Below are 21740 nucleotides of genomic sequence, written 5' to 3'. Positions count from 1 at the left end.
GATGCCGCGCGCGCCAGCCTCAGCGCAACGCCGAAACCTGCGCCCGCAGGTGCGCGTACCACTCCACCTGCACCCGTTCCACCGGCCCGACCAAGGCCTCGAACTCCGCCAGCGAACCGTCGCCTTCGAGCAGCGTGCGGTACGCCTTCGCGTATCGCCCCTGGTCGTGGTGCAACAGGAAATGGGTGAGGCTCCAGAACTCGATGTGATAGAGATTGACCTGCTGCGCGATGGGCGGGCCGGTACCTTCGATCAGGGCACGTAGCGGAATGATGCGACGCTGCGCGATGTCCTGGTCGAGGTCGCCGCTGAGCGCCAGGGACGGCAACCACCAGATCGGATAGGCGCCGGCATCCACCGTGCCAGGCATCAGCGTGCCGGCCGCGATGCGGCTTGCTCCGAAATAGGACGCGAGTCCTTCGCCCAGCCACTGCGCGCGCGAGAACCCGGCGAGCTCGTGATGCAGCTGGTGCGTCGCTTCGTGCAGCATCCAGTGGTAGGGGTTGCGCTCGCCAACGGCGTAGTAGGCGAAGCACGTGGGTGGCCGGTAATACGCCTCGGCCCACGGTTTGCTGCGGTTGTTCGCCTTGAAGTGCGCCTGGTCGCGGTAGAGCACGAGTTGGAGCTTCCGCCCATCCGGCCGCTGCGACGGAACGCCCGGGAAGAACTCGAGGAATGCGCCATGCAACGCCTCGACCGCATCGGCGATCTGCGTCGTCTGTTTCGCCGTGGCGAAGGACGCGATGGCGTAATGCGCGGTGGTGCGACGGGAGGCCACGCCTTCCTGCGTTCCAGTACGGCCGACGGAGGGCGATGCAGGGGGCGCGACATGCGATGCGTGCGTGACGATCAGCCACGCGACGGCAACCGTGACCATCGCGGCCGACAGGCTCCACCACACGGTGCGTCGCATTGTCGCGCCCTCAATCCATCGATTCTTCAAGGTACAGCGTGTACTCCCCGATCCGCCCGACCGCGTCGATCGCTTCGCGCACATCCGTGCGCGCCAGCAATGTCTCGCGCGCGGCGCGGGTGGCGACATCGCCGGGCAAGGGAGCGGGACGCACGTATTGCTGCATCCATCGAAGGGTGCGGCCCCGGTGTTCGGAGGAAGAGAGCAACGCCTTGACGCGCTCGGCGGCGGTGTCCAGATCGCCCTCGCGCAACAAGGCTTCGACGTAGGACAACTCGCCGTCGCCGCGGTGTTCGCGAAGGTAGGCAAGCGCCTTGCGCGCGGCGCCCCGATCGCCCGTCTGCAGGGCGGCGCAATGGCGTACGCCGTTCTCGACCATGCGGCCGTAGCCGCTCATGGCACCGACCACGTCGATGGCGCGCAGGGCGTCGTCCGGGCGGCCGAGGCTGCAATGGAAGGCGCCGAGGTTCAGCGCCTGGCTCACGTTCTGCTCGCCGGCCTCGGCGAGTTGCGCGGCGCGGTGCAGCTCGGCGAGCGCTTCGTCGGTTCGTCCCAGCCGTCGTAGCGCGATGGCCCGGCCGTTGAGGATCCAGACGTGGTCGTCGAGGTTCGCGAACGCCGGTTCGTCCGGCGGCGCCTGCGCGATCTCGTCGAGCGTGCGCGTGGTGAACTCCAGGACCTGTTCGTTCATGCCGTTCAGCAGCATGGCACTGGCGAGATGGGAGCGGACCTCCAGGTCGTCCGGCCCAGTGCGACCTGCTCGCCGAGCGCCTCCACCGCGCGCTGCGCCGCGCGTTCCGGGCGGGTCGACCAGCCCTCGCCGGGCATCACCGCGTCGAAGCGTTTCTCGCTGCGAAGGCGCACCATCGGTTCGGGAGACGCGATGCGCGCGATCGCCGCGCGCGCGGTGTCCGCGTCGCCGCGATCCAGCGCCTCGACGGCAAGCTCGTACCAGGCGTCGGACGCGCTGCCCAGTCGTGCATCCCAGTTCGCATCGAACAGCGCCCGCAGCAGCGCCACGCGTTCGGGCGAACCGGGTCGGCTGCGATACACCAGTTGCATGACGTAGCGCTCGTGCACGTTCGGCAGCAGCTCCGGCCAACGCTCGACGACTTCGGTAAAGGCCACCGCGCCCGCCTCGGGACGACCTTCCTCCAACTCGATCATCGCGATGCGGTACCAGTCGTCGGCGTCCGAATCCTCCGCGGCGACGGCGCGGCGAAACAGCGACAGGGCACGCGCGCCCTGGTCCTGGCGGATGGCCATCCAGCCGGCCGTGGACAACGCGGCGCGCTGCTCGCCCGCCGGCAGCGTCGCGAGAAGCGGGTCGTCCACCAGCCGCCCGAAGGCGCGATCGGCCTGCTCGATCTGCTCGCCCCGCGCCAACGCGTGTGCCGACGCCAGCTGCTGGCGGAACCAGCGCGCCTGCGGGTTCATCGCGCCGGACGCCGACGCCGATGCGGGCGCCTGTGTCGTATCCGTCGCTTGCGTGGCGACGGCGGGCATCAGCGCGGCGCAAAGCGCCACCACGAGCACCCGACTTCGGAAAACGGCATCCATCGGTTCACCTCCCCAGGCGATCCACGCGAGTGTCGCAGGAGCCCGGCCGACGCGCCAATCCGCCAACATCCATGCCACCACACCGCCGCTCATCGCCCGTCGCTAGCCGCGCGACCTCCGGGCGGCCGGTGCGTGCGCGGATCGCGTTGGGTCCCAATGCACCAGTCCGCTGCGCGCCATGCGGGCGCTTCGGACCGGCGCGTCCTCTTTCCCCCACAGGACATCGCCATGAACTCCTCCCTCACGCTTTCACGGCGCGGCCGCGCGCGGCTGGCCGCTGCGCTCGCGCTCTGCATCGCGTTGCCGTCGCAGGCCGATTCGGTGACCGACTGGAACGCACTCGCCAGCGGGCCCACGGTGGTGCCGCGCTTCGGCGGGCCGCAGCAGCAGACACGCGCCATGGCCATCGTGTCGCTGTCGGTGCACGACGCGCTCAACTCGATCCAGTCGCGCTACAACACCTATCGCCCCGTCGCGAGCGCGCCGGGCAACGCATCGCCCGATGCGGCCGTGGCCGCGGCCAACCGCACCGCGCTGCTGGCGATGATCGATGCGTTGCCCACCGCGCCCACGCCGGCCGAAGCGGCCGCGCGCGCCAACGCGATCATCGCGATCAATGCGATGTACGACGCGGCGATCGGCCCCGGCGCGCCGGATGCATTGGAAGCGGCGGGCATCGCCGCGGGCGAATCGGCGGCGGAGACGATCCTCGCGCTGCGTTATGCCGACAACGGCGCGGGCGGTCTCGCGCCCACCGACGGTTCCGGCACGCCGAACCTTCCCGTATACGCGTTGCCGGCCTCGGTGGGCGTGCACCAGGCAACGCCGGCGCCGGAATTTCCGACGTCGACCACGCCGCAGTTCATGGGCTGGGCGTTCGTCACGCCGTTCGCGGTGAACAGCGCGGCGCAGTTCCATCAGCCGCCGGCGGCGATCCTGAAGGTGAAGGGCGCGAAGTACGCGTCCGAGTACAACCTGGTGAAATCGATCGGCGACGCGCGCGTGCGCGGTGCGCAGCCGAACTCGCCGCAGACGGACATCGCGCGCTTCTGGCCCGGCGGTGGGCTGGACTGGAACGGCAACGCGCGCATCATCGCGTCCACGCGCGGGCTCGACCGCTGGCAGCACGCGCGCCTGTTCGCGCTGGTGAACATGGCGACGGCCGACGCGCTCATCACCAACATGGCCGACAAGTACCAGTACAACTTCTGGCGTCCGGTCACCGCGATCCGCTGGCCCGACGACGGCAATCCGTTCACCAGGAGCGACGCGACGTGGCGGCCGTTCCTGCAGACACCGCCGTATCCGGACTATCCGTGCGCCTCGACGTCGATGACCGGGGCGGCGGCGCAGATGCTGCGGCGTTACTTCCGGAGCGATGCGCTGGCGTTCTCGCGCACGGTCAGCGCGCCGGTCGCGCCGTTGCCGCCGCCGCTGGTGGACCTGCCAGTGAAGACGATCACGCGCGGTTATCCGTCGCTGTCCACCGCCGAGCATGAGCAGGCGATGGGGCGCGTGTATTCGGGCATTCATTTCACCGAGGCGTGCCTGGCCGGGTTGAAGGCGGGGAACAAGGTGGCCGATTGGGTGTTTGCGCGGCAGTTGCAGGCGAAGTGATTGTTGTCGCTCTTGTAGCTCCTGTAGCCCGGGTAAGCGGAGCGCACCCGGGTTGGAGACGTGGTCGCGCTCCCGGGTGCGCTTCGCTTACCCGGGCTACAAAGGAACGAGCGTTGCGTTGGTGTGCGATCGCTGGGGGAGAGGGGCTCAACCCATCCCCCTTCGCGGCGGCACCACGAACCACGCCGCGATCACCAGCCCCGCGAACGCGCTGTACGCGGCGACGAAGCTCCACCATGGCGCATCGAAGAAGATCACGCGCGAGAGCCAGTGCTCGATGAACGACTCGCCGTAGCTCGCCTGTCCCGCGCGACGTCGCAGCGCCTGTTCCCACACCGTGAGCGGGCACAGCGCACCGAGCCACGCCTGCAACGCGATGAACACCATCAGCAGCACGTGCGTGAGCCGCCACCGGAAGCCGCGCACCCAGGGCCAACGCGTGCGGCCGACGAAGACGGCGAGCGCGCCGAGGATCACGAACGCGACGATCCCCACGTGCAGGACGAGGATCGCGTCGGCAAGGACGGCGGCCGGGTTGCTCATGCGGGCACTGTATCGGGCTGGCGGGAAACGAGTGAGAAGGAACCAGAAACCAGTGAACACCGCGCAGTGAACCCATCGGCTATCGTGTCCACTCGTTCCTCTTCCACTCGTTGCTCCCACTCGTCCCAGCCATGCGCTATCCCCTCGTCATCTTCGACTTCGACGGCACGCTGGCCGACTCCTTCCCGTTCTTCGTGAAGGCGCAGCACGCGCTGGCCGACAGGCATGGATTCACCGCCATCGCCGAGGACCGCGTCGATGCGCTGCGCCGCCTCGGCACGCGCGAGCTGATGCGCGAAGTGAACCTGCCCGCGTGGAAGGCGCCGATCGTCGCGGCGGATTTCATCCGCATGATGCGCGGCGCGCCGCCGGTGCCACTGTTTCCCGGCGTCGCCGAGGTGCTGCGCCAGCTGCGCGACGGCGGCGCGCGGCTGGCGATCCTCACGTCCAATTCGGTGGAGAACGTGCGGCGCGTGATCGACGCGGAGCTGCTGGGCGCGATCGAACTGATCGACGGCGGCGCGCACATGCTCGGCAAGCACCGGCGCATCGCGCGGATGCTGAAGGAGGCGAGGGCGGCGGCGTCGGAGGCGATCTACGTCGGCGACCAGGTCAGCGACGGCGAGGCCGCACGCCGCGTGGGCGTGGCGTTCGGCGCGGTGGGCTGGGGCTACGCGCATGCCGACACGCTGCGGACGATGGGGGCGGAGGAGTTCTTCGAGTCGGTGCCGGAGCTGGGGCGGCTTCTCGCGCCGTAGCCCGCTTTGGTAGCCCGGGTAAGCGAAGCGCGCCCGGGACCCCATCGCGCCTGACTCCCGGGTGCGCTTCGCTTACCCGGGCTACAAAGGCGCGTCGCTTCCGGAATGGTTGAGGCCGTTCACGCAAGCGGGTCGCGCCGCCTGCTGCAATGCAACATAATGCCCGCATGTCCCCCGCATCCTCCTCCTCCGGGCCGGTGCTGACGCCGCGCCAGGTCGTCCTGATCCTGTTCGCCCTCGCGATGGGCGGCTTCGCCATCGGCACCAGCGAGTTCGTCGTGATGGGGCTGATCAGCGACATCGCGCGCAGCCTCGGCGTCACCGAGCCGCAGGTCGGCCACGTCATCAGCGCTTACGCGCTGGGCGTGGTGGTCGGCGCGCCGCTGCTCGCGATCCTCGGCAACCGGCTCTCGCGGCGCAGCCTGCTGCTGTGCCTGATGGGCTTCTACGCGGTCGGCAACCTCGCCAGCGCGCTCGCGCCGGGTTACGTCCCGCTGATGCTCGCGCGTTTCGTCGCGGGCCTGCCGCACGGCGCGTACTTCGGCATCGCCGCGCTGGTGGCCGCGCGCATCAGTCCGCCGGAACAGCGCGGGCTCGCGGTGGGGCGCGTGATGCTGGGGTTGTCGATCGCGCTGCTGGTCGGCAATCCGCTGGCGACGTGGCTGGGCCAGGCGTTCGGCTGGCGATGGGCGTTCGGCCTGGTGACGCTGCTCGCGCTGGCGACGGTGACGATGACCATGCGCGTGCTTCCGCGCGGCATGAACGCCCCGCGCCCGGACGCGCTGCGCGAACTGCGCGACTTCAACCGCAAGCCGGTGTGGCTGGCGCTGGGCATCGGCGCGATCGGTTTCGCCGGCATGTTCTGCGTCTTCAGCTATCTCGCGCCGACCCTGGTGCACGTCACCGGCGTGCGTGAATCCTTTGTGCCGTTCGGGCTGATCGCCTTCGGCATCGGCGGCATCCTCGGCACGCTGGGCGGCGGCTGGCTGTTCGATCGTTTCGGCTTCCGTGCGGTCCCGCGCGTGCTGCTGTGGTCGATCGCGGTGCTGCTGGTGTGGCCGCTCGCGGCGAAATCGCCGTGGACGGTGCTGCCGACGGTGCTCGCGGTCGGCACGATGGGCGCGCTGGCGACGGTGTTGCAGGCGCACCTGATGGACGTCGCGCGCGAGGCGCAGACGCTGGCCGCGGCGTCGAACCACTCGGCGTTCAACTTCGCCAACGCACTGGGGCCGTGGCTGGGCGGAATGGCGATCACGGCGGGGTACGGCTGGACGTCGACCGGTATCGTCGGTGCGGCCACCGCGGTGGGCGGCTTGCTGATCTATGCGTGGGCGCGGGCGGATCTGCGGCGCGGTGAGGCTGCCGCCGACGAGATGGCGTGAGCCGCACGCTACCGTTGTAGCCGTTGTAGCCCGGGTAAGCGGAGCGCACCCGGGTTTCAGCCGCCCCAGCGCAGGTTCCCCGGGTGCGCTCCGCTTACCCGGGCTACAACGGCTTTCCTCGCGCCAGCGCTTCCTCCACCTCGGTGAACGCCGAATGCGCCCCGCGCGGTGCGTCCTCCACGCCGGTGGCGAAATACACCACGCCCTTGCCCGAAGCGCGGTCGATCCACAGCCCCGACAGCAACCCGTACGCCGAACCCGCGTGCCCGAAGCGTTCGACGCCGTCGCCGAACGGATCGTCGCGGCAGCCCTCGCGCTTCGTCGCCAGCGTCTGCACCGCCAGTCCGTAACGGCAGAAGAAACCGTGCCGCGACTTGCCGCTGGCATCCTCTTCCACGGTGAGGCCGTTGTCGGGTGCGTACGTCCACACCGGCTTCGTCAGCGTGCGCACCGAGGCGGGCGACAGCACGCGCACGCCATCGAGCTCGCCTTCGCCGAGCAGCATGCGACCGATCCTCGCCAGTCCATTTGCTGAAATGCGCAGCCCGCCCTGCGGCGAGAACAGGGCGCCGTTGCGGCCGGGCTTCCATTGCGACAGATCGCAGTCGCGCTTCGTCGAGCGGATCACCGCGCAGTCCGGCTTGCCGCCGCGATGGTTGTCGTACACCGGCTTGCGCGCGGCGTCGTACTGCACCACCGCGCGGCCTGCGGTCTCGCGGCTGCAGCTTTCCCAGTTGAAGCACGCGTCGATGCGCAGCGGTTCGAACACCAGCCGCTGCATCAGCCGGTCGAAGCGTTCGCCGGTGGCCTTCTCCATCGCCGAGGCGACGATGGGGAAATTGACGTTGCCGTAGCGGAAGAACGTGCCCGGCGCATGCGCGTCGTCCCACGCGCGCGGGTCGTCGGTGATGTCGCGCAGCGCACCGTCGAGCGGAACCGCGTAGTAGCCCGCCGCGTCCGTCAGGCCGGCGCGATGCGAAAGCAGCAGCCGCAGCGTTATCGGTTCGTCGGGATACGCCGGGTGACGCAGCCGCCAGCCGAGCAATGGCGACAGGTCCGCATCGAGATCGAGCTTGCCCTGTTCCACCAGCCGCATCGCGCCGATCGCGGTGACGAGCTTGGAGATCGACGCGATGCGCACCGGATCGTCGGCGCCGACCTTGCGCTGCGCGGCGATGTCGGCGAATCCATTCGCCTGCATGGACACGAGGCCGTCGCGATCGAACGCGATGCGCACGCTCGCCACCGGCGTGACCGCGCTGGCAGGCGAGGCCAGCAGGCCCAGGAGGATGGCGGTGGCGGCGGATCGGATCGCGTGCATCGGCCGGCTCGATGGGGGACGGACTCAAGCGTAGCGGCACGCGCGCGACGTTGCAGCGATGAAACGACGCGGCCCAACCGAATTTGCACGCGATCCTTCACGGATAACGTTCGTGGCGCGTCGCACACTGGCAGCGAACTCCGCGGGATCCGGCCATGAACGACCAGACGTGCCCCCCGGCGGTGGACGAACAGGTCATCAAGGAAATGCTCTGGGCGTTCGCCGTGCGTTCGCCCGAACACGCCGCGCTGCTGATCGGCACCGACGGCCGGATCACGTGGACCAACGCCGGCGCGGAGGTGATCCTGGGCGCGCAACCCGGCGGGCTGGTCGGCCTGGATCTGGCGCGCATCTTCACCGCGCGCGACGTGGAAGCCGGCATTCCCGACCATGAACGCGTGGAAGCGCGCGCTCGCGGCACGTCGTCGGACGATCGCTGGCTCGCGCGGCTGGACGGCTCGCGTTTCTGGGCGTCGGGCGTGACCGTGTACCTGGGGCCATTCACCGCCGAAATGGACTGCTGCGCGTTCCTGAAGCTCTTCCGCGATCTCACCGAGGTGAAGATGCAGATGGAGAGCAGCCGCAAGCGCTGCCGCGCCGCGACCGAGGCGAGCGAGAACAAGAGCGCGGCGATCGCGCTGCTCGCGCATGAACTGCGCAATCCGCTGTCGGGCATCAGCCTGGCGGCGGGGATGCTCCAGCGCAGGATCGGCGACCAGGTGCCGAACACGGACGAGCCGCTGCTGGTGATCGAGCGCAACGTGAACCTCGCCGTGCGCCTGATCGAGGACCTGATGCAGCACAGCAAGGTGGCTTCCGATGGCTTCCAGCTGCAGAAGAGCCGGACCTCGCTGCGCGATCTGCTGGAGAGCTCGGTGCGCATCGCGCAGCGGCAGATGCAGCAGGAGACGCGCCTGGTGCGCGTGCTGCTGCCACAGCACGAGATCGTGCTCGATGTGGATCGCATGCGCGCGCAGCAGGTGTTCGTGAACCTGATCGCCAACGCGCTGCGCTACACGCCGCTGCCGGGGCGCATCTGGGTCAGCGGCACGCTGGAAGGCGCCGAGGCGATCGTGCGCGTGGCCGACGAGGGCATCGGCATCGCGCCCGACCGGCTGGAGCGCCTGTTCGAGATGTTCACCCTGCCGCGCATGGACAGCTCGAAGCTGGGACTCGGCCTGGGCCTGGCGCTGGTGAAGAAGATCGTCGAACTGCACGGCGGCAGCGTGCAGGCGCGCAGCGAAGGGCCGGGGAAGGGCAGCCAGTTCGTGGTGAGGCTTCCGATGCGGTGACGTCCCCGGTGCCTCCCGAATCCCGAATCCCGATTCCGAATCCCGCTACAGCGCCCCGGTCCTCACATGGAACCCCAGCGCGCCCGCCACCATCCGCAGCGCCTCGTCGTCGCGCTGCCGCGTGATGAAGCCGGCCTGCGCGGGCTCGCCGGTTTCCCACGTCCACAGCGTGTAGTGGTGTTCGCGCAGGCGGTCGAAGGCGACGTTGATGAGCGCGGGGACTTCGGCATCGGCGAGGAAGTCGTCGTCGTCGGTGTCCTCGCCCCAGTCGATGCGCAGCCCCAGGCGCGAGGCGAGTTCGTCCAGCACCTCGATCAGGCCGGCCGGATCGGACTCGTCCACATGGAAGCCCGCGCGCCAGTCGATCGCCTCGCGCAGCGCCTGCACGGGCTCGGTGCCGTTGGCGAGGGCTTCGCGGCAGGCGGCGAACTGCTCCAGCGCGGCGTCCTCGTCGCCGGGATTGACCAGCAGCAGGAATTGCCAGGCCACCGCTTCGAGCGCGGCGTCCTCGTCGAGGTCGGCCTCGTCGTGGAAGGCGCGGGCGAAGTTGTCGTCGGGGTCGTATTCGGAATGCATGGCGCTGCACCGCGTGGGGCGCACAGGATACGGCGTGGCGTGGCGCCGGCGCGTGCAGGCGAAAAAAAAGGCTGCCGAAGGATGCGGCAGCCCTGAAAGGAGTGGACGCCCTGGGGGAGAGTGGGCGTCCCGGCCGACTCGCAACGGCCGCAGTCAGGGTCGTTGCAGGCGCGGTGTGCCCTCCATAGGACGAATCCGAAAACCGCCTTCTGTCGGGAGGTCGGTCGCGGGCATGGCGGGCACGTGCTGGCGGGGCCACGCTGCACGGAATCGTCCATGCGGAGCGATGCCTTGGCTTCGATCCAGCGCGACATCGAGGTGGACGTTCCGCTGCGCGATGCGTGGGATGCGCTGCGGGATGTCGGCAACATCCACCGCCGGCTGGTGCCCGGCTTCGTCTCCGACTGCCGCATGGAAGGCCGCGTGCGCGTGGTGACCTTCGGCAACGGCTCGGTGCTGCGCGAGCCGATCCTGGACGTCGACGACGCACGGCATCGCGTGGCGTGGGCCGGGGTCGGCGGCACGTTCGAGCATTACAACGCGTCGGTGCAGGCGTTCGAACTGGACGGCGATCGCGTGCGACTGCGGTGGATCGCGGACCTGTTGCCGGACGAGTCGGCGCCAACGGTGGCGGGGATGATCGAAGAGGGGCTGCGGGTGATGAAGCGGACGCTGGAAGGCGCGCGCTGATCGCTCCAGCACCTGCTTGCAGGGGAGGGGTGTGGAGGGATGGCGTGCACACCGCGGAAGCATTTGCGCCATGCAGCGGCCACATCGATGCATCGCACGCCTTGACCCGCACCCAACCCCTCTCAGCTCTGCACTCCCTGCGGTCGCCGAAATGAGAGGGGCTGGACCCATGGCCTCACGGCAACGCTGTCCCCTGATCCGCGATCGCCAGCCAACGGTGCCCGTCATGGCTGTAAGTCACGCCCGTATACGCATGCTGGCGAAAGCCGATGCGCGGGATCTCGTACACCGTCTCGTACAGGATGAACGCGGAGTTGCAGCCGTCGACCACGCGGTACAGCTCGGTCCAGGTCCACTGCGCCTCGCGGTTGGCGAAGTGGCTGGCCAGCGCGGTCATGATCGCGTCGACGCCGACGAACTTGTGGCCGCTGGCGAAGATGGTGACGGCGCGCTCGTCGTGCACGGCGCGGAAGGTTTCGGCGTCGTAATCGCGGAAGGATTCCATGTCCATGCGCTGGGCGAGTTCGAACTGGCGCGCGCAGCCTCGGGCACGGCCGTCGCCGTCCTGGTCGCCGGCGAAGGCGGGCGCGAAGGTGGACAGGAGCAGCAGCGCTGCACAGTGGCGCAGGAGCGGGCGGATCGTCATCGTCGTGTCCTCGACGTGGGGGAGGCTCGACGTTAGGCCCGCGAACGGCTCCCTTTAAGAGCCAATGCCGGGGCGGTTCGTGGGGCCAATCCGGCATCGCCTGCAAGCGCGCCTGCCGCCGCCGCGCCACAAATCGCCCGCATAATCGAACTCCCCACGTCCCCGGAGCCGCTCCCATGACCCTTCTCGTGACCGGCAGCGCAGGCCATCTGGGCGAAGGACTGATGCGCGAACTGCGCGCCGCCGGGCGCGCCGCCGTCGGCATCGACATCAAGCCGTCCGCCTTCACCGACCACGTCGGCTCGATCGCCGACCGCGACTTCGTGCGCCGCCACATGAAGGGCGTTCGCGCGGTGATCCACGCCGCGACCCTGCACAAGCCCCACGTGGCGACGCATCCGCACCAGGACTTCATCGACACCAACGTCAGCGGCACGCTGGCGCTGCTGGAGGAGGCACTGGCCGCGAACGTGGAGTCGTTCGTCTTCACCAGCACGACCAGCACGTTCGGCGCCGCGCTCACGCCCGCGATGGGCGAGCCGGCGGCGTGGATCGACGAGAGCGTCCCGCCGATCCCGAAGAACATCTACGGCGTGACCAAGCTGTCGGCGGAGCAGCTGTGCGAGCTGTTCTACCGCAAGCGTCGGCTGCCCGTGCTGGTGCTGCGCACGTCGCGTTTCTTCCCCGAGCCGGACGACAGCATCGACGTGCGCAACGGGTTTTCGACCGCGAATGCCCAGGCGAACGAACTGCTGTACCGGCGCGTGGACATCGCCGACGCGGTGGATGCGCACCTGCTGGCGGTCGAGCGCGCGAAGACGATCGGTTTCGGCCGCTACATCATCTCGGCGACGACGCCGTTCACGCGCGAGGACCTGCCGGAACTGCGGCGCGATGCCGCCGCGGTGATGGCGCGGCATTTCCCCGACGCGCCGGCGCTGTACGCCTCGCGCGGGTGGCGGATGTTCCCGCAGGTCGACCGCGTGTACGTGAACGCGCTCGCGCGCGAGCAGTTGGGCTGGCGGCCGAAGTACGACTTCGCGCGCGTGCTCGACGCGCTACGTCGCGGCGAGGATTTCCGCAGCCCGCTCGCCGAGGCGGTGGGCAGCAAGGGGTATCACGACGAGGTGTTCGCGGAAGGGCCGTATCCGGTGGCGTCGTGAGCGCGGCGCTTGGGCCCCTCTCCCTTCGGGAGAGGGTTTGGGGGTGAGGGGCGGGGCGGGCGGCGACACCGGCGCATCGGTTCTTGTAGCCCGGGTAAGCGAAGCGCACCCGGGGTGGGCGTGACAGGTCCCGGGTGCGCTTCGCTTACCCGGGCTACAAAGGCAGGCCGGAAACGCTGCGCCGTCTACCGTCCCTTCGCCCGCACCTGCACCGCCGCCGCTTCGGTGAACGCGACGCGCAGCATGTCGCCCACCTTCAGCTGGCCCAGCCGTGCCTGGTGCTCGGGCTTGCGCACGTCGAGCGTGACGACGTTGCCGCGCGGGCCTTCGACGGTGATGGTGTTGTTCTTGGTGTCGATCGCGCGGATCGGCGCGAGCACCGTCACGACTTCGGCCGCACCGGCACGCGGGCGCTCGCCCGTCCTGGCGACGTCCTCGTCGCGCTTGATGTAGGCACCGGGTTCGGCGCTGCCGGCGGGCTGGATGTCGACGGTGACGGCGCGCAGGTAATCCAGCGAGACCGTGTCGCCGACGCGCACCTGCTCGAAGTTGCGCACGGTCTCGTCGGCGTGGACCTGGACTTCGTTGCCCTCCGGCCCTTGCACGGTGATGAGGCGGTTCGGCGTGTCGATGTCGGTCACCTTGCCTTCGACGGTCACGGTGACGGCGGCGGTCTCGCTGCGGTCGGGATCGGGCGGCGTCGGCTTGGCCGCATGCGCGGCGGTGATGGCGAAGACCAGGGCGACGGCGAGGGAAACGGGGCGGAGCGGGAGCGGGGAAGTCTTCACTGCGTCCTCCGTGCGTTGGGATCGCGCATCGCGCAGGGGCGACGCGCTCGCGCCGCCCGGGTGGGCGGCGCGGTTCAGTCTGTGCACGGAAAAGTGAAGGCGGCGTGTGCCGGGCGCGGCGCGGCCGATCAGTGCAGGGTGGGGCCCTTCTGCTCGCGATGGCGCACCTTCTCCACCGCGGTGTCGCCGGCCGCGTCCTGCTTGGCCTTGGCGGCCGATTTGGGCTGGCGGCGGTTCTCCAGGTCCTTCTTCTGGTCCTTGGCGCCCGATTTCTGCTGCGCCTGCAGTTTCTGCTTGTCCGGTCGCATGGCGTCCTCCTCAGTGGTGGCGCTTGTCGCTGCCGGTGCGGTGGTCGTCGCGGCCTTCGTCGCGCGTGGACGGTTCCTTGTGCACCGCGTGCTTGCGTTGGGTCGGCCCGTCTTTGCCCGCGCGCATCGCGTGGTCGCGGTCGGTGTCGCGATTGCCGCCCGAGGGCGGCGTGGTGTGGCCGCTCTTGACCCGTTCCTGCGCGTGCTTGTTGCTGCCCATGGTGTCTCCGCTGGTGGTTGGAACGGCCACCCTAGGGACTGCCGCGTTAGCGGCGGCGCACCGCGGCGTAAGGCGGGCGTTACCGCGCCCGTGTTCAGCGTGGACGAAAAAAGGCCCCGGAGTCCGGGGCCTTTCCAGCGATCTGGGCGCGACGCGATCAGTGATGCAGCAGCACGTCGGCGATGATGCCGGTGGCGACCGCGATCAGCAGGTAGCGGCCGTCGTCGCTGCGCACCCAGCGGTGGCCCGGCGGCGGCGCATGCAGGTGGTAGCGCGGGTAGTCGTCGACGTAGATGCGGCGTTCGACGTAGACCACGCCGCGGCGGTAGTCGTGCTTGTAGTGGCCCTTCTTGCGACCACGGTCGTGGTGGTCGTCGTGGTCGTCGTAACGGTCGTGATGGTCGTGGCCGCGGCCATGGCCGTGACCGCCCTTGTCGTACGCGGAGGCGACGACCGGCGAGAGCAGCAGGAAGCCGACGGCGAGGGTCGAAATCAGGCGCTTCATGGAATCCCCTGTTGAATGCGAGTGCGTGGTGGTTCTTGTGCCACCGATCCTGACTGCGCCGCACGCGCTGGCAAGTCGGGTTCGTGCGGAACCATGACGCAGTTCGCGGTTCCGCATCGAAATGCTTCACCGGGCCTTTAGGTAAGCGCTTACAGGGAAGGCCGAAGGCGAAAAAAGACCGGGGCGACGCGCAAAGCCCAGTCCGCGCGCCGCCCCGGATAAGTCTCCCTGACGAGGAGCGCGCGCAGTCTGGCAGCCGGCCGTCGCAGGACACGAGACGGGCGCCGGGCCGCCCCCTAGACTCGGCCGGAACGTGATCGCCGAAGGGGAAGGGAATGAAGCGTCGTGCCGTCGCGGCCTTGGCGGGCCTGTCCGTTGCGCTGTCGATCGCCGCCGCCGTGTCGGCGCAGGGCCCCGCGCCTTCCGCGCCCGCCTCGGCCCCGCCCATCGTGTTGAGGGCCGCGCACCTGTTCGACGGACGCAGCGGCCGGCTGGTCTCGCCCGGCGCGGTGGTCGTGCAGGGCGGGCGCATCGCCGCGGTCGGCGATGCCGCCGTGCCGCCCGGCGCGAAGATCATCGACCTGGGCGACGCCACGCTGCTGCCGGGCTTCATCGACGCCCACACGCACATCGCCTCCAACCACGACGACAACTGGGCGCAGGGCTTCTACGAGAACCTGCTGCGCTTCCCGGTCGAGCAGTCCTTCCACGCCGCGCGCAACGCGAAGCTGACGCTGCAGGCGGGCTTCACCACCGCGCGCGAGGTCGGGGCGCCGGATTTCGTCGACGTCGCCCTGCGCAACGCGATCCGCGACGGTCTGGCCGAAGGCCCGCGCATGCTGGTCGCCGGGCATGCGCTCGGCTCCACCGGCGGACACTGCGACGCCGCGCCGTTCCCGCCGGAGCGCGTGGCGCCGCTCGGCCCGCGCGACGGCGTGTGCAACGGCGCCGAGCAGTGCCGCCTGGCGACGCGCGAGCAGATGAAGTACGGCGCCGACCTCATCAAGATCTGCGCCTCCGGCGGCGTGCTGTCGGAAGCCGATCCCGTGGACGTGCCGCAGCTCACGCCCGACGAGCTGCGCGCGATCGTCAGCGAAGCCCACGCCTGGGGCCGCAAGGTCGCGGCGCACAGCCATGGCGACCTCGCCGCGAAGCTCGCGGTGGAAGCCGGCGTGGATTCGATCGAACACGGGAGCTTTCTCACCACGCCGACGCTGCAGCTGATGAAGAGCAGGGGCACGTACCTGGTGCCGACGCGCATGACGCAGGTGTGGGTGGTCGAGAAGGCCGACACCTATCCGCCGCAGATCGGCGCCAAGGCGCGCGCGGCCGGCGCGGCGCACGAGACGATGTTCCGCGAAGCGCTGCGCGTGGGCGTGCCGATCGCACTGGGCACGGACGCGGCGGTGTACCCGCACGGGATGAACGCGCAGGAATTCGGCGACATGGTCGACCTGGGCATGACGCCATCGGCGGCGCTGCTCACCAGCAGCCAGGGCTCGGCGAAACTGCTGGGCATCGAGCAGGAGACCGGTACGCTGGAAGCCGGCAAGGCCGCCGACATCGTCGCTGTCCCGGGCAACGTGCTGCAAGACATCCGCGCGACGCAGACGCCGCTGCTGGTGATGAAGCAGGGCGTGGTGGTGCGCGGGCCGTAGGCGGGCAGGGCGTCGCGACGACATCGGTCGGTTTTCGAGAAGCGGCGTCGTCGGCGCCGCGTCAGCATCGCATCCGTCGGGCCGCACCGTGCGGCTCGCGCGCACGAGGAGCGCTCGAATGAACTGGAACAAGTGGATCCGCCAGGCGCATCGCTGGCTGTCGATGGCCTTCACGGCGTGCGTCATCGCGAACTTCGCCGTGATCGGGCGCGGGGACATCGCGCTGTATGTGGGCTTCGCGACGCTGGTGCCGCTGGCGCTGCTGCTGCTCAGCGGGATCTATCTGTTCGCGTTGCCGTACGTGACGCGGCGGCGTGGGGCGGTGTTGGAGCGGACGTGAGGCGGGAGTTGGGGCATTCCCCTCCGTTCCGTCCCGTCTCGTCCCCATTCCCCTTCATCCCGGCGGAGGCCCGGATGAAGGGGGAAGGTTGTGATTCCGGGTCTTTTGCAGCCCGGGAAGGCCGAGGCCTCACCCGGGGTTGCCGTCTCCGGAGCCGTTGATCCCGGGTGCGCTTCCCTTACCCGGGCTACAAAGGCTGCGGCCGCAAAACACGCAGGCGCTTGCGCCGACCCAATTACCTGACTAAAGTCAGGCAATGGACGCACGCCAGATCGAGCAGGTCCGCAGTTTCAACCGGTCGGTGACGCGCCGGATCGGCGCGCTGTCCGACGACTTCCTCGGTCGCGGCCGGCCGCTCGCGGAGTCGCGGCTGCTGTTCGAGATCGGCCGCGACGGCGCCGACGTGCGCGACCTTCGCGCGCGGCTGTCGCTGGATTCGGGTTATCTCAGCCGCCTGCTGCGCGGGCTGGAAGCGCAGGGACTGGTCCGCTCGCAGCCGGCGCCCGACGACGCTCGCGTGCGGCGCGCAAGCCTGACCGCCAGGGGCCGCCGCGAATTCGAGGCGCTCGACCGCCTCTCCGGGGATTTCGCGACCGCGCTGCTCTCGCCGCTGGGCGAATCGCAGCGCGAACGCCTGACCAGGGCCATGGCCGAAGTCGAACGCCTGATGCGCGCCGCCGCCGTCGTCATCGCGCCGGCCGATCCCGCCAGCGCGGACGCGCGCGCCTGCATCGACGCCTACCTGCGCGAACTCGACGAACGTTTCGAATCCGGCTTCGACGCATCGCGCGGCCCGAGCGCCGATCCGCAGGAGCTCGTGCCGCCGTCCGGCGTGCTGCTGCTCGCGCGGCTCGACGAGGAGGCGCTCGGCTGCGGCGCGCTGAAAGTGCTGGGCGCGGGCGTCGGCGAGATCAAGCGCATGTGGGTCGCGCCATCCGCGCGCGGCCTCGGCATCGCGCAGCGCATGCTAGACGCGCTGGAAGCGGAGGCACGCGCGATGGCGCTGCACACGCTGCGCCTGGACACCAACCGCACGCTGCTGGAAGCGCGCGCGTTGTACGCGCGCAACGGTTACGTCGAAATCCCGCGCTACAACGAGAATCCGTACGCGGACTACTGGTTCGAGAAGCGCCTGGGTTGAGGCTTCACGCCCCCACGCGTTCGCGCACCGCATTGAAGTCGCGCACCGGGCGCACTTCGATGGAACCGAAGCGCGACCACGGGAACGAATGCGCGATCTCCACGGCGGCTTCGATGTCCGGCGCCTCGATCAGGTTGAACCCGGCGAAGACTTCCTTCGCCTCGGCGAACGGGCCGTCGTACACGTGCGTGCTGCCGCCGCGCGTGCGCATCGAGCGCGCCGTGCTCGGCACCTCGAGCTGCTGCGAATCCAGCAGCACGCCGCGCTCGCGCAGCGCGTCGGCCTTCTCGATGCAGTCCTTCATCAGGCGGTCGTACTCGCCGGCGGGCAATGCGTCCAGCAGCGTCTGGTCGGTGTAGATCATCAGCAGGAATTTCATGGCGCGCAGGCTCGACAGGTCCTTGGAACGCGCATTGTGGACCACGACGGCGACGCGGCGCTGTACCGGAAGGCACCCCTCGCGCATTCGCCCGCTCATGGGACGGTTTTTCCCCGCGATGCGGACTTATCGAAGGCGCGTGCGCTGCCTACCCTGTCGCCTCCCCCGATGCACGGAATGCCCGCATGCTCACGCCACGCCAGGCCGGTTTCGCCTTCGTTCCACTGGTCGTCACGCTGATGTCGGGCGTGATGAGCTTCGCCATGGTCGTTCTGCATCGGGGCTTCGGCCCGGGGCTGGTCGAGGCGTGGCTGCGCGGATGGCCGGTCGCGTTCGCCGTGGCGCTCCCGGCGGCGTGGGTGATCCTGCCCGGCGTGCGCGCGCTGCTGGGACGCGTGACGAAGGCGTGCGACGAAGCGACGGCGCCCGCGCGGCGCCTTGGACGCATGGGATGACGGACGTCGCGCACGCGCCGCTCCGGTACGATGCCGCAGGTTCAACGCAGGAAAGGGAACACCGCATGGCGCCGACCGCCGGCACGCAGAGCCAGGACCCCGTCATCGATGTGAGGGGCCTCACCAAGACCTACGCCACCGGTTTCCAGGCGCTGAAGGGCATCGACCTGTCGATCCGGCGCGGCGAGATCTTCGCGCTGCTCGGGCCGAACGGCGCGGGAAAGACGACGCTGATCAGCATCATCTGCGGCATCGTCAACGCCAGTTCCGGCAGCGTGACCGCCGACGGACACGACATCGTCCACGACTACCGCGCCGCGCGCGCGAAGATCGGGTTGGTGCCGCAGGAGCTGTCCACCGACGCGTTCGAGAGCGTGTGGGCGACGGTGAAGTTCAGCCGCGGCCTGTTCGGCAAGCCGCGCGACGACGCGTACCTGGAAAAGGTGCTGCGCGACCTGTCGCTGTGGGACAAGAAGGACAGCAAGATCATGGCGCTGTCGGGGGGCATGAAGCGGCGCGTGCTGATCGCCAAGGCGCTTTCCCACGAGCCGACGATCCTGTTCCTCGACGAGCCCACCGCAGGCGTGGACGTCGAACTGCGCCACGACATGTGGGAGATGGTGCGTCGCCTTCGCGAGAACGGCACGACCATCATCCTGACCACGCACTACATCGAGGAGGCCGAGGACATGGCCGACCGCATCGGCGTGATCAACAAGGGCGAGCTGGTGCTGGTCGAGGACAAGGCCACGCTGATGCGCAAGCTCGGCAAGAAGCAGCTCACGCTGACGCTACAGGCGCCGCTTGAACGCATTCCCGACGACTTGGCCGAATACCCGCTGGAGCTGACCGAGGATGGCCATTCGCTGGTTTACACCTTCGACGTGCAGGCGCAGGAAACCGGCATTACCGCCCTGCTGCGCCGGTTGACGCAGCACGGCATCGACTTCAAGGACCTGCATTCCAGCGAGAGTTCGCTGGAGGACATCTTCGTCAGCCTGGTCCGCCAGAACCGGGAGGCGCGCGCATGAACCTGCACGCGATCCGCGCGATCTACCGCTTCGAAATGGCGCGCACCTTCCGCACGCTGATGGAGTCGATCGTCTCGCCGGTGCTGTCCACGTCGCTGTACTTCATCGTCTTCGGCGCGGCCATCGGCGGGCGCATGGGCGATGTCGACGGCGTGAGCTACGGCGCCTTCATCATCCCGGGCCTGATCATGCTGTCGCTGCTGAGCGAGAGCATTTCGAACGCGTCGTTCGGCATCTACATGCCGAAGTGGGCGGGCACGATCTACGAACTGTTGTCGGCGCCCGTATCGGCGCTGGAAATCGTGATCGGCTACGTCGGCGCGGCGGCGACGAAATCGCTGATGCTCGGCACGCTGATCCTGCTCACCGCGCGCTTCTTCGTGCCGTACGAGATCCAGCATCCGTTCTGGATGCTGTGCTTCCTGGTGCTGACGGCGCTGACCTTCAGCCTGTTCGGCTTCATCATCGGGTTGTGGGCCGACAGCTTCCAGCGCCTGCAGCTGGTGCCGCTGATGATCGTCACGCCGCTGACGTTCCTGGGCGGCGCGTTCTATTCGATCAGCATGCTGCCGCCGCTATGGCAGAAGGTCGCGCTGTTCAACCCGGTCGTGTACCTGATCAGCGGCTTCCGCTGGAGCTTCTTCGGGATTTCCGACGTCAACGTCGGCATCAGCGCCGCGGCGATCACCGGCTTCCTGCTGCTGTGCCTGGGCGTGGTGTACTGGATTTTCCGCACCGGGTGGAAGCTGAAGCAGTAGGAACGAGATAGGAGCAGGAACCAGAACCTCGAGAAAGGCATCGCCGCCGTTACTCGTTTCCCGTTCCTGTTTTCTTCTCGTTCCTCGCCTCACGCTTCCGGCTTGGCGGCAAGCTCATCCGCCAGCCACCGGTCGATCATGCGCTTCTCGAAGCGCAGCGGATCGGTATTGAGCGACGAGCTGTCGCTCATCATGAAACCCGGATCGCTGAGCTTGCGCTCGCCCTGCGCGATCACGTTGCCGCTCGCGTCGGTGAGGCGCATGTTGAGCGTCATGCGCGGCGGATAGACCTCGCGGATGATGCGCGTGTTCTGCAGGTTCGGCCCGCGCCACGGTTCGAAGGAACCGGCGCGGCGGATGTCGATGATGTCCACGTCCAGCCGCTGGCCTTCGGGCAGGCGTTTTTCCGCGCGATCGCGCAGGTAGGTGGCGAGCTGCTGCACCCAGTCGCCGCGCGAGGCTTCCCATCGGTTGCCGCTGTAGCGCAGTTCGCTGAAGCGCGAAGGGTCCTCCCATCGCACGTTGACCGAATCGCTTTCGGGCAGGGCGCGGGGGGCTTGCGGATCGGTGACGGTGCGGGTGCCCGCGATCGCGCCGGATGCGAGCAGGGCGAGCGCGAGGGAAAGGACGACGAGGCGCGGTTTCATGGCGGCCTCCGCAGAGGGGATGCCTCCGGATTCTCCCACTGCGCGCACGCGGCGGCGATGCGCATCGTGGCGGCGTACAGGCGCCGTTCGCATGCGCGTGGGGCAGCTGAACGATGGTGGCGGATCGCATTCGGCTGAACAGGTCAAGGGCCGCGCCTGAGACTTTTTCGGACACGTCTCATATCGATGCCGGGGCCCGATCCGGAGACTCCCTCCTGCGCCCCACGGCGCTCACGCCCGGCCCGCTGCCCACGCCGGAACACCCCCGCCAGGAGTCCACCTCGCGTCCGCAGAGCGGACGCGGCCGATACCCCACGGAGTCACCCATGTCCCCCGCCGTACGCAAAGCCCTTCGTCCCCAACGCTGCGGCTGGCGCAGCAGCCTGCAAGTGATCTGCGTCGCCGTGGTCCTCATGGCCGCCACCAGCATCGGACCCGGCTGGACGCGAACGCGCGCGTCGGCGCCGGCCGGGGTCGCGCTGGTCGTGCCGGGCATGGGCGGACCGTACATCCCGCCGGCGCAGTCTCCGCGATACGACCTCGCCACGGACCTTTACAAGGCGGACGCGATCCAACCGGGAAAGACCGGCGGGGTGCTCGACCTCTCCGCCGCGGCGTGGAACCCGCGCAAGCCGGTCTGGCACGAGCACCTGCTGCGGCTGCTGCCGGTGGCGCCGGTGCGGATCACCTCGGGCTTCGGCCGCCGGCACGACCCGTTCGGTCGCGGCGATGCCTTCCACAGCGGCATCGACTTCGCCGGCACGACCGGCACGCCCGTGCGCGCCAGTGGCGACGGGGTCGTCGTGCAGGCGCGTTACAGCAAGGATTACGGCAACGTGGTGATGATCGACCACGGCCAGGGCGTGGTGACGCTGTACGCGCACAACAGCCGGCTGGAAGTGCGCCCCGGCGACATCGTGCTGGCGGGGCAGGAGATCTCGAAGATGGGCTCGACCGGCCGTTCGACCGGTCCGCACCTGCATTTCGAGGTGCGGCAGTACGGGCAGCGGATCGATCCGGGCCGATATCTGGCGGGGCTTTGAGGGCCA

The 21740-nt window shown here is 69.2% G+C and carries 26 protein-coding genes; 13 read left to right on the top strand and 13 right to left on the bottom strand.

Annotated features, from left to right (window positions below; all coding sequences use genetic code 11):
* Positions 1-19 precede the first annotated feature (19 nt).
* From I4U41_RS16915 to I4U41_RS16905, 3 genes are read right to left on the bottom strand one after another with little or no spacing between them, the layout of a single operon-like run.
* The gene (locus I4U41_RS16915) at positions 20-913 is read right to left on the bottom strand and encodes a DUF1570 domain-containing protein (protein ID WP_206862334.1); all 894 of its coding nucleotides are present in this window, start codon (positions 911-913) and stop codon (positions 20-22) included.
* A 10-nt stretch (positions 914-923) separates the two neighbouring features.
* On the bottom strand, positions 924-1604 hold the full coding sequence (locus I4U41_RS16910) for a hypothetical protein (protein WP_206862333.1): 681 nt from the start codon (positions 1602-1604) through the stop codon (positions 924-926).
* Between the two features lie 5 nt (positions 1605-1609).
* The gene (locus I4U41_RS16905) at positions 1610-2473 is read right to left on the bottom strand and encodes a tetratricopeptide repeat protein (protein WP_206862332.1); all 864 of its coding nucleotides are present in this window, start codon (positions 2471-2473) and stop codon (positions 1610-1612) included.
* A 228-nt stretch (positions 2474-2701) separates the two neighbouring features.
* Between I4U41_RS16905 and I4U41_RS16900 the strand changes: the two genes are divergently transcribed.
* Positions 2702-4090, top strand: coding sequence for a vanadium-dependent haloperoxidase (locus I4U41_RS16900; protein ID WP_206862331.1), 1389 nt, complete (start codon positions 2702-2704; stop codon positions 4088-4090).
* 147 nt (positions 4091-4237) lie between these two features.
* Here the strand turns inward: I4U41_RS16900 and I4U41_RS16895 are convergent, their stop codons facing one another.
* On the bottom strand, positions 4238-4633 hold the full coding sequence (locus I4U41_RS16895; protein WP_206862330.1) for a DUF2784 domain-containing protein: 396 nt from the start codon (positions 4631-4633) through the stop codon (positions 4238-4240).
* A gap of 131 nt (positions 4634-4764) precedes the next feature.
* Here I4U41_RS16895 and I4U41_RS16890 point away from each other — a divergent pair, with 131 nt between their 5' ends.
* On the top strand, positions 4765-5391 hold the full coding sequence (locus tag I4U41_RS16890; protein WP_206862329.1) for an HAD-IA family hydrolase: 627 nt from the start codon (positions 4765-4767) through the stop codon (positions 5389-5391).
* A 167-nt stretch (positions 5392-5558) separates the two neighbouring features.
* Positions 5559-6773, top strand: a complete 1215-nt coding sequence (locus I4U41_RS16885) for an MFS transporter (protein WP_206862328.1) — start codon at positions 5559-5561, stop codon at positions 6771-6773.
* Positions 6774-6876: 103 nt separating this feature from the next.
* Here the strand turns inward: I4U41_RS16885 and I4U41_RS16880 are convergent, their stop codons facing one another.
* Complete coding sequence (locus I4U41_RS16880) at positions 6877-8094, bottom strand: serine hydrolase domain-containing protein (RefSeq protein WP_206862327.1); 1218 nt, start codon at positions 8092-8094, stop codon at positions 6877-6879.
* A gap of 155 nt (positions 8095-8249) precedes the next feature.
* On the opposite strand from I4U41_RS16880, the gene I4U41_RS16875 reads away from it, so the two are divergent.
* Entirely contained in the window at positions 8250-9386 is a 1137-nt protein-coding gene (locus I4U41_RS16875) for a PAS domain-containing sensor histidine kinase (protein ID WP_206862326.1), read from the top strand.
* Between the two features lie 45 nt (positions 9387-9431).
* On the opposite strand, the gene I4U41_RS16870 is transcribed toward I4U41_RS16875, so the two are convergent.
* Positions 9432-9962: a DUF6630 family protein gene (locus I4U41_RS16870; RefSeq protein WP_206862325.1), complete on the bottom strand. Its 531-nt coding sequence runs from the start codon at positions 9960-9962 to the stop codon at positions 9432-9434.
* Between the two features lie 276 nt (positions 9963-10238).
* Here I4U41_RS16870 and I4U41_RS16865 point away from each other — a divergent pair, with 276 nt between their 5' ends.
* On the top strand, positions 10239-10652 hold the full coding sequence (locus I4U41_RS16865) for an SRPBCC family protein (RefSeq protein WP_206862324.1): 414 nt from the start codon (positions 10239-10241) through the stop codon (positions 10650-10652).
* 175 nt (positions 10653-10827) lie between these two features.
* Here I4U41_RS16865 and I4U41_RS16860 read toward each other — a convergent pair whose 3' ends face one another.
* Complete coding sequence (locus I4U41_RS16860; protein WP_206862323.1) at positions 10828-11298, bottom strand: hypothetical protein; 471 nt, start codon at positions 11296-11298, stop codon at positions 10828-10830.
* Between the two features lie 176 nt (positions 11299-11474).
* On the opposite strand from I4U41_RS16860, the gene I4U41_RS16855 reads away from it, so the two are divergent.
* A complete protein-coding gene (locus I4U41_RS16855) occupies positions 11475-12461 on the top strand; it encodes an NAD-dependent epimerase/dehydratase family protein (RefSeq protein WP_206862322.1) in 987 nt (328 codons plus the stop codon).
* A 185-nt stretch (positions 12462-12646) separates the two neighbouring features.
* Here I4U41_RS16855 and I4U41_RS16850 read toward each other — a convergent pair whose 3' ends face one another.
* The 4 genes from I4U41_RS16850 to I4U41_RS16835 all read right to left on the bottom strand — a co-directional run bounded on the left by I4U41_RS16850 (position 12647) and on the right by I4U41_RS16835 (position 14282).
* Positions 12647-13249 (bottom strand): hypothetical protein, encoded by a 603-nt coding sequence (locus I4U41_RS16850; RefSeq protein WP_206862321.1) that lies wholly within the window; start codon positions 13247-13249, stop codon positions 12647-12649.
* 128 nt (positions 13250-13377) lie between these two features.
* Entirely contained in the window at positions 13378-13557 is a 180-nt protein-coding gene (locus tag I4U41_RS16845; protein ID WP_206862320.1) for a hypothetical protein, read from the bottom strand.
* Between the two features lie 10 nt (positions 13558-13567).
* Positions 13568-13777, bottom strand: a complete 210-nt coding sequence (locus I4U41_RS16840; RefSeq protein WP_206862319.1) for a hypothetical protein — start codon at positions 13775-13777, stop codon at positions 13568-13570.
* Between the two features lie 157 nt (positions 13778-13934).
* Positions 13935-14282 (bottom strand): RcnB family protein, encoded by a 348-nt coding sequence (locus I4U41_RS16835; RefSeq protein WP_206862318.1) that lies wholly within the window; start codon positions 14280-14282, stop codon positions 13935-13937.
* Positions 14283-14617: 335 nt separating this feature from the next.
* On the opposite strand from I4U41_RS16835, the gene I4U41_RS16830 reads away from it, so the two are divergent.
* From I4U41_RS16830 to I4U41_RS16820, 3 genes are all read left to right on the top strand, one after another.
* On the top strand, positions 14618-15940 hold the full coding sequence (locus I4U41_RS16830) for a metal-dependent hydrolase family protein (RefSeq protein WP_206862317.1): 1323 nt from the start codon (positions 14618-14620) through the stop codon (positions 15938-15940).
* Between the two features lie 118 nt (positions 15941-16058).
* On the top strand, positions 16059-16280 hold the full coding sequence (locus tag I4U41_RS16825; RefSeq protein ID WP_206862316.1) for a hypothetical protein: 222 nt from the start codon (positions 16059-16061) through the stop codon (positions 16278-16280).
* A 256-nt stretch (positions 16281-16536) separates the two neighbouring features.
* Complete coding sequence (locus I4U41_RS16820) at positions 16537-17421, top strand: bifunctional helix-turn-helix transcriptional regulator/GNAT family N-acetyltransferase (RefSeq protein ID WP_206862315.1); 885 nt, start codon at positions 16537-16539, stop codon at positions 17419-17421.
* Positions 17422-17425: 4 nt separating this feature from the next.
* Here I4U41_RS16820 and I4U41_RS16815 read toward each other — a convergent pair whose 3' ends face one another.
* Positions 17426-17800, bottom strand: coding sequence for a YciI family protein (locus tag I4U41_RS16815; RefSeq protein WP_206862442.1), 375 nt, complete (start codon positions 17798-17800; stop codon positions 17426-17428).
* Positions 17801-17985: 185 nt separating this feature from the next.
* Between I4U41_RS16815 and I4U41_RS16810 the strand changes: the two genes are divergently transcribed.
* The 3 genes from I4U41_RS16810 (at position 17986) to I4U41_RS16800 (ending at position 20044) form a co-directional block, all read left to right on the top strand.
* Positions 17986-18255 carry a DUF2798 domain-containing protein gene (locus tag I4U41_RS16810; RefSeq protein WP_206862314.1) on the top strand — a complete coding sequence of 90 codons (270 nt, stop codon included), beginning with the start codon at positions 17986-17988 and terminating at the stop codon, positions 18253-18255.
* A gap of 65 nt (positions 18256-18320) precedes the next feature.
* Entirely contained in the window at positions 18321-19286 is a 966-nt protein-coding gene (locus I4U41_RS16805; protein WP_206862313.1) for an ABC transporter ATP-binding protein, read from the top strand.
* Positions 19283-20044, top strand: a complete 762-nt coding sequence (locus I4U41_RS16800) for an ABC transporter permease (protein WP_206862312.1) — start codon at positions 19283-19285, stop codon at positions 20042-20044. Before I4U41_RS16805 ends, I4U41_RS16800 begins: the two co-directional genes overlap by 4 nt.
* An 89-nt stretch (positions 20045-20133) precedes the next feature.
* Here I4U41_RS16800 and I4U41_RS16795 read toward each other — a convergent pair whose 3' ends face one another.
* The gene (locus I4U41_RS16795; RefSeq protein WP_206862311.1) at positions 20134-20691 is read right to left on the bottom strand and encodes a DUF3016 domain-containing protein; all 558 of its coding nucleotides are present in this window, start codon (positions 20689-20691) and stop codon (positions 20134-20136) included.
* A 326-nt stretch (positions 20692-21017) separates the two neighbouring features.
* Between I4U41_RS16795 and I4U41_RS16790 the strand changes: the two genes are divergently transcribed.
* Positions 21018-21734: a M23 family metallopeptidase gene (locus I4U41_RS16790; protein WP_206862310.1), complete on the top strand. Its 717-nt coding sequence runs from the start codon at positions 21018-21020 to the stop codon at positions 21732-21734.
* Positions 21735-21740 lie beyond the last annotated feature (6 nt).

It is taken from the genome of Lysobacter changpingensis, assembly GCF_017308985.1.
GTDB lineage: Bacteria > Pseudomonadota > Gammaproteobacteria > Xanthomonadales > Xanthomonadaceae > Lysobacter_J > Lysobacter_J changpingensis.
Note: the sequence above shows the minus strand (reverse complement) of the source record. Positions and strands in the feature narration are given on the sequence as shown.